This is a genomic window from Nocardia sp. NPDC003345 (genome assembly GCF_053589395.1).
This window is the reverse complement of sequence record NZ_JBSFRU010000198.1, coordinates 1-11,845: the sequence shown is the minus strand read 5'-3', so window position 1 is coordinate 11,845 and position 11,845 is coordinate 1. Positions and strand designations below refer to the sequence as shown.

The following is an 11,845-nucleotide window of genomic DNA, read 5'->3' as shown; positions in this document are numbered from 1 at the left end:
CGGCGGACTCGGGTCCGCCGGCGGTTCTCTTCGTCTATGCGTGGATCAGGAATCGGCCTGGCAGGCCGCCGAATCCAGCTGCGCGGACTTCACGATATTGCACGCGAAACCGTGCTCGATCTTCCACTGATCGCCCTCGGCCACGAAGGCGACCGTCGCGTTCTCCACCGGGGCGCCGCCGATGGTGATATCGGCGTCGGCGGTCACCTTGCCGTCGACCGGGTCGCCGACATTGGTGATCTTGACGGTGACCTCGTTCTTCTTCGCGGCCTCGACCAGCTTGTCGACGAGCTGCGGATCCTGTTCCGCGTCTTCGATCCAGGCGAGCTTCTCGTCCTCGCCGACCGAGCCGTCGAGCGCCCGGTTGATCTTGTCGTTGAGCTCCTCGGCGGTGGGCTTCGGCAGGTTCGGCGCCGGAGTGGTGGTGGGCGCCTTGCCCTCTTCCCGGCCGTCCTGGGTCTTACCCGACTCGAATTCCGCGGCCGCCTCGGTGGTGGTGGCGGAACCGGTCGAGGTCTCCTCGGTGGACGAGCAGGCGGTGAAGGTGAGGGCGGCGGCGGCCATTGTCACGGCGGCCACGACCCGGATCGGACGGATTTTCACAGTTCTTGTTCCCCTACGAGTGTTAGCGGCGGATTCGGCGCCGGCCGGTCGGTCTGGACGGTACGAACTCACAGGTCGTAACCGGAAGTGCAGTTCCAGTGCTCGATATAGGCATTGCCCGGGTTGTTGGCCAGCGCCTCCGAACGCGCCGCCGACCGGGTGGCGCCGGAGCCGTAGCTCAGCCAGTTGTCCGAAACCGCCAGCGCGCCACAGCCGTTGCGCCAGGAGATCTTCGCCACGCAATCGCCCGCCCCACAGCTGTCCACCGCGGCCTGCTCGGCCTCGGAGTAGCTGTCGTAGTCGTAGGACCACCCGTAGTTGCCGGTGGTCACCGACACCGCGATAGCGCCGTAATAGCTGTTGTACTGCGCGTGGGCGGGTGTCACCGAGGCGGCGAGCAACGAACCGATGGTCGCCACCATAACGGCGGCAACGGTGATCATCTTCTTCAAAGGTGTTCCCATCTGTGATTTTAGGTCCACGACCCTTATGGACCGAGTGACAAAGTACAGAGCACTTCTGTCGCAGAGCAACCGGTTCGGTATTCGTCGCCTTCCCTGCGGCCGGGTCTCGGCTAGATTCATCGTGTGAACATGGCTCAGCGTGAACGCCGTGCACTGGTCGAATCGATGCGGGCGGCCGGACCCGACGCCGGCACCCTGTGCGGCCAGTGGACGGTTCGAGATCTGGCCGCGCACCTGGTGGTACGGGAGCGGCGTCCCGACGCCGCACCGGGCATCATGGTGCCCGCGTTCGCCGGATATCTGGAGAGAGTGCAGAACAAGGCCGCGCAGCGGCCGTTCCCCGAGCTCCTGGAACAGGTTCGTACCGGTCCGCCGTGGTGGTCGCCGTTGCGACCGGTCGACGCCGTGGCCAACCTCGCGGAAATGTTCGTCCACCACGAGGACGTACGCCGCGCGCAGCCGGGCTGGGAACCCCGGGAACTGTCCGCCGAGGATCGGCGCAGCCTGTGGTCGGCGCTGCGGCGAATGGCCAAGATGGCCTACCGGAAGGCGCCGGTTCCGGTCGAGTTCGCGACGCCGGACGGCGACAGCGTGCGGGTCGGCGCCAAGGAGGGTCCGGTGGTGACACTCACCGGGACCGCCGCCGAATTGCTGCTGCACGCCTTCGGTCGCGAGCAGGTCCGGATCGAGACCGCCGGCGACCCCGACGCGGTGCGGCAGGTACTCGGACTCGACCGTTCGATCTGAGCGGCGGGTACGTCGCGGGACCGCCATCCCGGCCGGTGCCAGTGTTGCGGATGGTCCTGATGGGGTTGTTGCGGCTAGCCTGACTTCATGGCAGGTAAGTCCCGCGGCACGACCACACCGGGTGCGCGGGCGGGATCGGCTCGGGGGCGGACGACCGCGGCGCGTTCTCGTTCGGGCAGTTCGCGCCAGGCGGCGAGTTCGGCGAGCGCAGGTGGTGCGCCCCGGAAGAGCACCCGGAAGGCCGCCGCCCGCCCCGCGGCGGGCACTCGCGCCCGCCGCCCGGCCCGGCGCCCGGCGCCCGCCCGGCGCTCCGATACCGCGCCGCTGGCCGTCTTCGGCCGGATGGTCACCGGCGGCTGGACGATGGCCGCCCGTGGCCTCGGCGCCACCACCCGGGCGCTGAGCCGGGCCGGGGATATCGAGCACGGGCACCGCCGGGACGGAATCGCGCTCGGCCTGATCGCGGTGAGCGCGGTGATCGCGGCCGCGGTCTGGCTGTCGGCCGGGGGCCCGATCGGGCACTGGGTGGAGGGCATCATCCGGGCGATCACCGGATCGGCCTCGGCGGTGCTGCCGTTCGTGGCCTCCGGTATCGCGGTGGTGCTGATGCGCACCGAACCGAACCCCGAGATCCGGCCGCGTCTGGTCCTGGGCGGTCTGCTCATGGGCCTGCCCTTCCTCGGTCTCTGGCATATCGCCGACGGCGCGCCGGCGGCGGCCGCGGGCCGGGCCGATGCCGCGGGTTTCATCGGGTTCGTCATCGGCGGCCCGCTCACCGACGGGCTGACGGCGTGGCTGTCGGTGCCGATCCTGCTGCTGGCCGTCATGTTCGGCCTGCTGCTGGTCACCGGCACCACGGTGCGGGAGGCTCCGCAACGGCTGCGCGAATTCTTCGGTGCGCCGCTGCCCGCCGATGATCCGGACTACCGCGACGGCTACGACCCGGTCGACGAGTTCGATACCGCCTCCGGTGGTTCCGCGACCCGATCACGCCGCCGCGGGCGGTCCCCGGCCCAGAGCTACCCGGCCGACGAATTCGGCCCCGATCCGGACGGCCCCGGCGAACCGCCGCTGCGTGAGGCGAAACCGATCGCGGCCGGATCCGAACCGGAAGGTCCGCCGGCTCGCCGGAAGCGCAAGCCGGCGGCTCCCGCGCCGATCGATCAGACCCCGCCGCCCCCGCCGGAACCGGAATTCGTCGCCGATCGCGCCCCCGAGGGCGATTACACGCTGCCGCCGATGAATCTGCTCGTCGACGGCGATCCGCCGCGTAAGCGCAGCGCCGCCAACGAATCGATGATCGAGGCGATCACCGAGGTCCTGGTGCAGTTCAAAATCGACGCGGCGGTGACGGGATTCGTGCGGGGCCCGACGGTCACCCGCTACGAGGTGGAACTCGGGCCCGGGGTGAAGGTCGAGAAGATCACCGCCCTGACCCGCAATATCGCCTACGCGGTGGCGACGGAGAACGTGCGCCTGCTCGCCCCGATCCCCGGTAAATCGGCGGTCGGTATCGAGGTGCCGAACTCCGACCGCGAGCTGGTACGGCTGGCCGATGTGCTCAAGGCCCCGGCCACCCGCAACGACCACCATCCACTGGTGATCGGGCTCGGCAAGAACATCGAGGGCGAATTCGTCTGCGCGAATCTGGCCAAGATGCCGCATCTGCTGGTGGCCGGTTCCACTGGTTCCGGCAAATCGAGTTTCGTGAACTCGATGCTGGTATCGCTGCTACAGCGGGCCACCCCGGACGAGGTCCGGATGATCCTGATCGATCCGAAGATGGTGGAGCTGACCCCCTACGAGGGCATCCCGCATCTGATCACGCCCATCATCACCCAGCCCAAGAAGGCCGCCGCGGCGCTGGCCTGGCTGGTCGAGGAGATGGAGCAGCGCTATCAGGACATGCAGGCCAGCAAGGTGCGCCATATCGACGATTTCAACCGGAAGGTGAAATCCGGGGCCATCACCACGCCGCTGGGCAGTGAGCGGGTCTACCGGCCCTACCCCTACATCCTGGCCATCGTCGACGAACTCGCCGACCTCATGATGACCGCACCCCGCGACGTCGAGGACGCCATCGTCCGGATCACCCAGAAGGCGCGTGCCGCCGGTATCCACCTGGTGCTGGCGACCCAGCGGCCGTCGGTGGACGTGGTGACCGGGCTCATCAAGACCAATGTGCCGTCCCGGCTGGCCTTCGCGACCTCCTCGCTCACCGATTCCCGGGTAATCCTCGATCAGCCCGGCGCCGAGAAACTCATCGGTATGGGCGACGGCCTGTTCCTTCCGATGGGCGCGGGTAAACCGACGCGGCTGCAGGGCGCCTTCATCGGTGACGAAGAGATCCACGCGGTGGTCGAGTTCACGAAGAACCAGGCCGAACCGGATTACACCGAGGGCGTCACCGCCGCCAAGGCCGGGGAGAAGAAGGATGTCGATCCGGATATCGGTGATGATCTCGACGTCTTCCTGCAGGCGGTGGAACTCGTGGTCACCTCGCAGTTCGGTTCGACGTCGATGTTGCAGCGCAAACTGCGGGTCGGGTTCGCCAAGGCCGGGCGGCTGATGGACCTGATGGAGACCCGCGGTGTCGTCGGGCCCAGTGAGGGATCCAAGGCGCGTGATGTGCTGATCAAACCCGATGAGCTGGACGGGCTGCTCTGGTCGATCCGGGGTGGCGGCGACGAACCGCCCCCGGATCCCGCAGGGCCGTGACGCCCGCCACCGCGGCTCCGGTCCGGCGGGGCGGCGGTATGCGAGGATGGTCGGTGCGAACCCCGGGGCCCGAGCGAATCGGGCATATCGGGCATGATTGGGAGCATGACTCGTACTGCTGATCGGAACGCCGCATGCAGGTAAGCGCTCTCGTGTGGGGGATCACCATCGTGGTGATCCTCGGCCTGTTCGTCTTCGACTTCTTCGCCCACGTGCGGACACCGCACGAGCCCACCTTCCGCGAGTCCGGCTTCTGGTCCGCGGTGTACATCGGCCTGGCCCTGGCCTTCGGCGGTTTCATCGCCTGGAAATGGGGCGGCACCTACTCCGGCGAGTACTACGCCGGGTTCGTCACCGAGAAGGCACTTTCGGTGGACAACCTGTTCATCTTCCTGATCATCATGTCCACCTTCGCGGTGCCGCGGATCTACCAGCAGAAAGTGCTGTTGATCGGCATCGTGGTGGCCTTGGCGATGCGCGGCGTCTTCATCGCCGTGGGTGCCGCGGCGATCAGCGCCTTCAGCTGGGTCTTCTACCTCTTCGGCCTGTTCCTGGTCTACACCGCGGTGAAACTGCTGCGGGAGAGCGGCCACGAGGTCGAGGAGGAACAGAAACGCGACAGCCGGATCGTCCGGCTCACCAAACGGCTGGTGCCGACCACCGAGACCTACGACGGCGACAAACTCATCACGCGTATCGACGGCCGGCGTGTAGTGACCCCGATGCTGCTGGCGCTGCTGGCCATCGGCTTCGCGGATCTGCTCTTCGCACTCGATTCCATTCCGGCGATCTACGGCCTCACCGAGCAGCCCTACATCGTCTTCACCGCCAACGCCTTCGCGTTGATGGGGCTGCGCCAGCTGTACTTCCTCATCGGCGGACTGCTGGACCGGCTCGTGTACCTGTCCTACGGCCTGGCCGCGATCCTGGCCTTCATCGGCGTGAAACTCGTGCTGCACGCCCTGCACGAGAACACCCTGCCGTTCATCAACGGCGGGGAGCATGTGAGCGTCCCGGAGATCTCGACCGCCCTGTCGCTCTCGGTGATCCTCGGCATCCTGGTCGTCGCGACCGTGGCCAGCCTGCTCAAAACCCGCGGTCGCGCGAAGCCGCAACCGGCGTCCGGCCCGCAGGAATGAGCCCACGGGTACCGGCCGGTCGCCGACCGGCCGGTACCCGGCCGTCAGTCGCTGAAAGCGCCCATCACGGGTTGCCAGGCGATCGCCCGGACCGCGTCGATCAAGCCCTCTTCGGCGAACGGGTCCGCGCGCAGCAGTTCGTCGAGATCCCCGGCGTCCGGGGCCCGGAACAGCAGCAGGGCGCCGGAGCCGTCCGGGTACGGTCCGCTGCTGAGCAGCTGGCCGGCGGCGAGCCGTTCGGCCAGCCAGGCCCGATGCCGCGGGCGATGGGTATCGCGCGCGGCGATCGTGGCGTCGGAATAGGTGTAGTGGACTGCGAAGATCGGCACGCGACGACTCTAGTGCGCGCGGTGCCGGACCCGGACGTCGCGGCGCGGAGGAGGCCCTGTCCGCGGATCAGAGCGTGAGCAGCATGCGGGTATTGCCGAGAGTGTTCGGTTTCACATAACTCAGATCGAGGAACTCGGCCACGCCCGTGTCGTAGGACCGGCACATCTCCGCGTAGACCTCGGCGGTCACCGGGGTGCCGTCGATTTCGGCGAATCCGTGCCGGGCGAAGAACTCGACCTCGAAGGTGAGTACGAACAACCGGCTCAGCTCCAGCTCCCGGGCCACCTCGACGAGCTGTTCGACGATGAGCTTGCCCACACCGTGACCCTTCACGTCCGGTGCCACCGCCACCGTGCGCACCTCGCCCAGATCGGCCCACAGCACGTGCAGCGCCCCGCAGCCCACTACCCGGTCGTCCAGTTCGGCCACCCAGAACTCCTGTACGGATTCGTACAGGTTGACGAGGTTCTTCTCCAGCAGGATGCGACCGGAGTACACGTCCACCAGCGCCTTGACGGCCGGGACATCGGAGGTGCGGGCACGGCGCACCCGCACGGCGGCGGTCCGCGTACCGGGCGCTGCGCTGGTCGGACCACCTGCTGGTCCCCGTGAGGTCATGGGGTGCACAGTAGTCGGCGACGCTACCGATAGGCTGAGTGTGTGCCGCACATCCCGTTCTCCCGCTCGACCCCGCGCGCCCCTCGGCGCGCGTCGGCGCAGAGGCGGCCATGAGCGTGCACCCCGACGAGATGGACCGGCGGCTGGCCGCGCCCGCGGCGTTGCGCGCCGGGCCGGCGCCGGCGCCGGCGGAATCGGCCGTCCCGCTGCTCAATATCGCCAATATCCTCACCATGGTGCGGATCGCGCTGGTCCCGCTGTTCGTCCTGGCGCTCTTCGCCGAGGGCGGTCACCAGACCGGCTGGCGGGTCGCCGCGACGGCGCTGTTCGCGCTGGCGGCGGTCACCGATCGCTTCGACGGCCAGCTGGCTCGCAAATACGGACTGGTCACCGATTTCGGCAAACTGGCCGACCCCATCGCCGACAAGGCGCTGATCGGCGCCGCGCTGATCGGACTCTCCCTGCTCGGCGACCTGGCGTGGTGGATGACGCTGGTCATCTGTGCCCGGGAGATCGGCGTCACGCTGCTGCGGCTGGCGGTGGTGCGGCGCGGCGTGATCCCGGCCGGGCGGGGTGGCAAGGTGAAGACCCTGGTGCAGTCGGTGGCGATCGGTGTGCTGCTGTTGCCGCTGTCCGGCGGGTTCGCGACCGCGGGAATGGTGCTGATGTGGATCGCGTTGGTGCTCACCGTGGTCACCGGATTGGACTATGTGGGCCAGGCCGCCCGGCTCTGGCTCGCCGGACCGCATCGCAATCGCGGATGACCGGCGGTCACACCGGCCCGCTGACCGCCGCGACGGACGCCGCCGAACTGGTGGCGGCGTTGCGGGAACGCGGCCGGACGGTCGCCACCGCGGAATCTCTCACGGCAGGACTGGTCTCGGCCACCATCGCCGGCGTTCCCGGTGCCAGCACGGTGCTGCGCGGGGGACTGGTGGTCTACGCGACCGACCTCAAACACCGCCTGGCCGGAGTCGACGAACAGTTGCTCGCGGCGGAGGGGCCGGTGGCCGCGAGCACCGCCGAACAGCTCGCCGTCGGGGCGCGGTCGCGCTGTCTCGCCGACTGGGGGCTCGCGCTGACCGGGGTCGCCGGACCCGATCCGCAGGACGGGATCGAGGTCGGCACCGTGTACCTCGGACTGGCCGGGCCCGGCCATACCGAGGTGATGCGGTTGAAACTCGCCGGCGACCGGTGGAATATCAGGGTCGCGGCGACGCGGACCGCGATAGCGGAACTGCTGCGGTGCGTGCGGGCGTGACACCCACCGGGTGAGACGTTCGGCATCCGGTCCGGGAACCTCCGGGACGGGTTCCGACGTTGTGCCAGGAGAGAACCGCGTGCGTGCCGTGGGCTGCGGCATACAGGGCGACGAGCCTACCGGGAGAAGGAGAACTCGATGACGCTGCTGCGAGAAGCGATCGGGGACAGTCTGCGGCGTGCGCGCCTCGCCCAGAGCCGGACCCTACGCGAAGTATCCACCTCGGCGCGGGTGAGCCTCGGGTACCTCTCCGAGGTCGAGCGGGGACGTAAGGAGGCCTCCAGCGAACTACTGGCGGCCATCTGCGAAGCCCTCGACGTCCCGCTGTCGCGGGTGCTGTGGGATGTCGGCGCCGCCATCGCCGCCGAGGACCCCGCGGTGACCGGCACCCCCGCCGCCGCGGCACCCGAACCCGCCGCCGCGCCCGCCGAACCGGCCGCGTCCGCCGAACCCGCCGCCGCCGTGGCATCCGCCACCGCGCGGCCCCAGGTCGACGGCGACACGCGGATCGTCATCCCGGCGCCCAAGAACGGTCCGTTGGTGCTGGTCGAAGCGGCCTGATCGGTGATAGCCGCCGGTTACCGGATCGTGACAATGCGCGCCACGCACCGGAGCGGATAGATTCGTAGGAGGCGTTCCTCCGCGTCCGCTCCGGCCGGGTGTCGCGTATCGGCGCGGGCCGCTCGCCGGGCGAGACGCGGCGTCGTTCGGTAGCCGGTGCCGGGCCTCGCATGGTGGAGGATAGGCATATACGAGTGCGTGACGGTCGCGCACTCCGAGTCGCCCAGGCGGCACAGCAGATGGAGGCGGGATCAACCGATGGCTAATCCGTTTACGAAGGCCTGGAAATATCTGATGGCCCTCTTCGACTCCAAGATCGAGGAGCACGCGGATCCGAAGGTCCAGATTCAGCAGGCTATCGAAGAAGCCCAGCGCCAGCACCAGGCCCTGTCCCAGCAGGCGGCCTCGGTGATCGGCAACCAGCGTCAGCTGGAGATGAAGCTCAACCGCCAGCTCGACGAGGTCGAGAAACTCAATGCCAACGCGCGTCAGGCCGTCGTCCTCGCCGACCAGGCCAACGCCGCCGGCGATACCGAGAAGGCGATCCAATACACCAATGCCGCCGAGGCCTTCGCGGCGCAGCTGGTGACGGCCGAGCAGTCGGTGGAGGACCTCAAGGTCCTGCACGACCAGTCGCTGCAGGCCGCCGCACAGGCCAAGAAAGCGGTCGAGCAGAACGCGATGCTGCTGCAGCAGAAGGTCGCCGAGCGCACCAAACTGCTCAGCCAGCTCGAACAGGCCAAGATGCAGGAACAGGTCAGCGCCTCCCTGCAGCAGATGGACAGCACCCTGTCCGCGCCGGGCAGCGTGCCGAGCCTGGACGCGGTGCGGGAGAAGATCGAACGCCGCTACGCCACCGCGCTGGGGTCGGCCGAGCTCGCCCAGAACACCGTCCAGGGGCGCATGCTCGAGGTGCAGCAGGCCAGCGTCCAGATGGCCGGGCACAGCCGGCTGGAGCAGATCCGGGCCTCCATGCGCGGCGATTCCCTGCCCGCCGGTAGCGAGAACTCCGCCATCGACGCCGGGAAGTCCGCGGCCGAACCGGCCCAGCCTCAGATGAACAAAGGCCAGACCGCACAGCAGTAGCGGCTCGACAAGAGCTCGGCGAGGACAGCGATGAAGTCTGACAGGCCCCGATTCCCGACCGGGTCCCGGGAATTCACCCAGGCCTGGACGGATCTGCCGCCCCAGGCCGCCGCCGTCGCCGGGTCGTTGCGCGAAGCCGGCGAGAACGCCCTCACCGCGGTCCGCCGCTGGGCGGATCCACGCGAACGCGAACTCCGCCGGCGCCGCCGGGCCCGGCGGCGCAGTATCGGATTGGGCACCGCCTCCGGTCTCACCACCGCCGGCGCCGTCGGCCTGGTGATCCTGTCCGCTCCCGCCTGGGCGGTGCTGGTCCTGGGCGGCGGTGCGGTCGCCCTGGTCACCGGTGCGGCCCTGAGTACCCGGCGCTATCTGCGACTGCGCCGGGCCCCGCTACCCATGGCCGGTCACGTTCCCCGGAAACTCCCGTCCGCCCGGTCCGCCGCCCGCCCCGCCATGGCGCGGCTGGCCCGGGCCGAACGCGCGCTGCACGAGGTCGCCGGTCAGATCGCACGGTCGCAGCGACTGCCCGCCGACGAACTCGACGATCTGGTGGCCACCGCCGGCTCCGGCGCCGCCGCCCTCACCGCCCTGGCCACCGATATCGCCACCATGGAGGGCGCCATCCAGGCTCTCGGCGGTGGCGCCGGTCTCGCCGACACCGCCGATATCGCTCGACTGAAGGAAACACTGCAGTCGATCGTGGCCCGCCTGGACAGCGGCGTGGCCGAGTACGAACAGGTGGTGGCCGCGGCCACCCGGGTGCTCGCCGTGGACGAAACCGGTGCGCTGCGCTATCGGTTCGACGGTATCGTCGCCGACCTCCGCCAGGCCGCGGACCGGATGGACGGCTGGGCCCAAGCGCTCACCGAACTCGCCGATCGAGCTCCCGAGGGCCTGCTCCCGCCCGCCGCGAGCCGGGCGGCGTGGCAACACCCGATCCCGGAGCCGGTGCGCCGCCGGACCCCAACCTGACCCTCAGGGATATCCCTGATCTTCCCCGGATATCGCTTCTCACCTGGTGATTTCCCGTTCGCGCGGTGCCATGCTCGAAGCAGGCACCAACCGCTGGGAGGCAAAAATGCTGTGGAAGATCATCGGCGTCGTCGCCGTCGTCTGGATCGCGCTGGCAGTGATCGGCGCCTTGATCAAAGGCCTGTTCCCGATCCTCGTGATCAGCGCCGTCGTCTTCGGCCTGTACCTGCTGTACAAGGCGATCTCCGGATCGGACGACAACACCGTCACCAAGGTCTGACCGCCGCGGCGTGGAATGCTTTCCCTCGGGCGCCGGGTGCGCCACGATGGTCGCATGACGAGCATGCCCCATCTCCCCGAGGACTGGCAGCGTGCGCTGGTCATCGTCGCGCACCCCGACGATATCGAGTACGGAGTCGCCGCGGCGGTGGCCCGCTGGACCGCGCAGGGCAAAGACGTCCGGTATGTCCTCGCGACCTCCGGCGAAGCCGGAATCGCCGGGCTGCCGCCCGCCGAATCGGGACCGCTGCGTGAGGCCGAGGAACGCGCCTCGGCAGCGGTCGTCGGCGTCCACGAAGTCGAATTCCTCGGCCACCCGGACGGGCGGATCGAAGCCGGCCTGCCACTGCGCCGCGACCTGGCCGCCGCCATCCGCCGACACCGCCCGGAACTGGTGGTACTCGGCCATTTCGGAGCGACCTGGGCACCGGGCTTCGTCAACAGCGCCGACCACCGCGCCGTCGGCCGCGCCGGGCTCGACGCGGTATCCGACGCCGGCAACGAATGGATATTCCCCGAGATCGCCGATCTCGCCCCGTGGTCCGCGCGCTGGGCGGCGGTCGCGGTACCCAGCGCAGCCACCCACGGCGTCGATGTCACCGACACGATCGACCGCGCGCGGGCGTCACTGACCGAACACCGCCGCTACCTGGAGGTCCTGAGCCCCGAACCGGTCGAAGAACAGGCGCGGGCGGTCGTGGAGATGACCACCGCACCGATCCCCGGATTTCCCGCCGCACGGGCTGTGGGGTTCGAGCTGTACAGCTTTTGAGTGTGGTTGTGATTCGAGGGCTTTGAAGGGGGCTTTTCCGGGAGGGGGGTTGGGGTGGGTTGTTCGCGAAGGTGGTTCGGGGGTGGGTTGTTCGCGCGGGGTGAGTTGGGGGGTGACCTCTCCGCGGAGGTGAGTTCGGATGTGCCCCCTTCGCGAAGGGTGGGGCTGTGATTTTGGAGCGGCTCCGGCGCTCGAGGGTGGGGCCCCGGGGGCCCGGTTCTTCACTCCCGGCGGTCGGTCGCTGCGCTCCCTTCCTCTGGTCGCTCCAGAACCGGGCGGGCCCCACCCCTTGGCG

Annotated in this window: 14 protein-coding genes; 10 read left to right on the top strand and 4 right to left on the bottom strand. The window is 69.1% G+C overall.

Features of this window, described 5'->3' with window-relative positions; all coding sequences use genetic code 11:
- Positions 1-45 precede the first annotated feature (45 nt).
- Positions 46-579, bottom strand: a complete 534-nt coding sequence (locus ACWDU1_RS20745; protein ID WP_450000680.1) for a hypothetical protein — start codon at positions 577-579, stop codon at positions 46-48.
- A 92-nt stretch (positions 580-671) separates the two neighbouring features.
- On the bottom strand, positions 672-1,067 hold the full coding sequence (locus ACWDU1_RS20740) for a DUF4189 domain-containing protein (RefSeq protein ID WP_450000678.1): 396 nt from the start codon (positions 1,065-1,067) through the stop codon (positions 672-674).
- A gap of 123 nt (positions 1,068-1,190) precedes the next feature.
- On the opposite strand from ACWDU1_RS20740, the gene ACWDU1_RS20735 reads away from it, so the two are divergent.
- The 3 genes from ACWDU1_RS20735 to ACWDU1_RS20725 all read left to right on the top strand — a co-directional run bounded on the left by ACWDU1_RS20735 (position 1,191) and on the right by ACWDU1_RS20725 (position 5,671).
- Positions 1,191-1,814 (top strand): TIGR03085 family metal-binding protein, encoded by a 624-nt coding sequence (locus tag ACWDU1_RS20735; RefSeq protein ID WP_450000677.1) that lies wholly within the window; start codon positions 1,191-1,193, stop codon positions 1,812-1,814.
- Positions 1,815-1,901: 87 nt separating this feature from the next.
- On the top strand, positions 1,902-4,532 hold the full coding sequence (locus ACWDU1_RS20730; protein WP_450000676.1) for a DNA translocase FtsK: 2,631 nt from the start codon (positions 1,902-1,904) through the stop codon (positions 4,530-4,532).
- A 134-nt stretch (positions 4,533-4,666) separates the two neighbouring features.
- Positions 4,667-5,671, top strand: coding sequence for a TerC family protein (locus ACWDU1_RS20725; protein WP_450000674.1), 1,005 nt, complete (start codon positions 4,667-4,669; stop codon positions 5,669-5,671).
- Between the two features lie 44 nt (positions 5,672-5,715).
- Here ACWDU1_RS20725 and ACWDU1_RS20720 read toward each other — a convergent pair whose 3' ends face one another.
- The gene (locus tag ACWDU1_RS20720; protein ID WP_450000672.1) at positions 5,716-6,000 is read right to left on the bottom strand and encodes a YciI family protein; all 285 of its coding nucleotides are present in this window, start codon (positions 5,998-6,000) and stop codon (positions 5,716-5,718) included.
- 67 nt (positions 6,001-6,067) lie between these two features.
- Positions 6,068-6,619 (bottom strand): amino-acid N-acetyltransferase, encoded by a 552-nt coding sequence (locus ACWDU1_RS20715; protein WP_450000671.1) that lies wholly within the window; start codon positions 6,617-6,619, stop codon positions 6,068-6,070.
- Positions 6,620-6,729: 110 nt separating this feature from the next.
- Here ACWDU1_RS20715 and pgsA point away from each other — a divergent pair, with 110 nt between their 5' ends.
- The 7 genes from pgsA (at position 6,730) to ACWDU1_RS20680 (ending at position 11,550) form a co-directional block, all read left to right on the top strand.
- Positions 6,730-7,383: a CDP-diacylglycerol--glycerol-3-phosphate 3-phosphatidyltransferase gene (gene pgsA, locus ACWDU1_RS20710; protein ID WP_450000670.1), complete on the top strand. Its 654-nt coding sequence runs from the start codon at positions 6,730-6,732 to the stop codon at positions 7,381-7,383.
- Positions 7,380-7,880 carry a CinA family protein gene (locus tag ACWDU1_RS20705; RefSeq protein WP_450000669.1) on the top strand — a complete coding sequence of 167 codons (501 nt, stop codon included), beginning with the start codon at positions 7,380-7,382 and terminating at the stop codon, positions 7,878-7,880. Before pgsA ends, ACWDU1_RS20705 begins: the two co-directional genes overlap by 4 nt.
- 138 nt (positions 7,881-8,018) lie before the next feature.
- Entirely contained in the window at positions 8,019-8,441 is a 423-nt protein-coding gene (locus ACWDU1_RS20700; protein ID WP_450000667.1) for a helix-turn-helix domain-containing protein, read from the top strand.
- Between the two features lie 258 nt (positions 8,442-8,699).
- A complete protein-coding gene (gene pspA / locus ACWDU1_RS20695; RefSeq protein ID WP_450000666.1) occupies positions 8,700-9,527 on the top strand; it encodes a phage shock protein PspA in 828 nt (275 codons plus the stop codon).
- Between the two features lie 30 nt (positions 9,528-9,557).
- Complete coding sequence (pspM, locus tag ACWDU1_RS20690; protein ID WP_450000664.1) at positions 9,558-10,499, top strand: phage shock envelope stress response protein PspM; 942 nt, start codon at positions 9,558-9,560, stop codon at positions 10,497-10,499.
- Positions 10,500-10,569: 70 nt separating this feature from the next.
- Entirely contained in the window at positions 10,570-10,779 is a 210-nt protein-coding gene (locus ACWDU1_RS20685) for a hypothetical protein (protein ID WP_450000684.1), read from the top strand.
- A gap of 63 nt (positions 10,780-10,842) precedes the next feature.
- Positions 10,843-11,550 (top strand): PIG-L deacetylase family protein, encoded by a 708-nt coding sequence (locus tag ACWDU1_RS20680; protein ID WP_450000682.1) that lies wholly within the window; start codon positions 10,843-10,845, stop codon positions 11,548-11,550.
- The last annotated feature ends 295 nt before the right edge of the window (positions 11,551-11,845 follow it).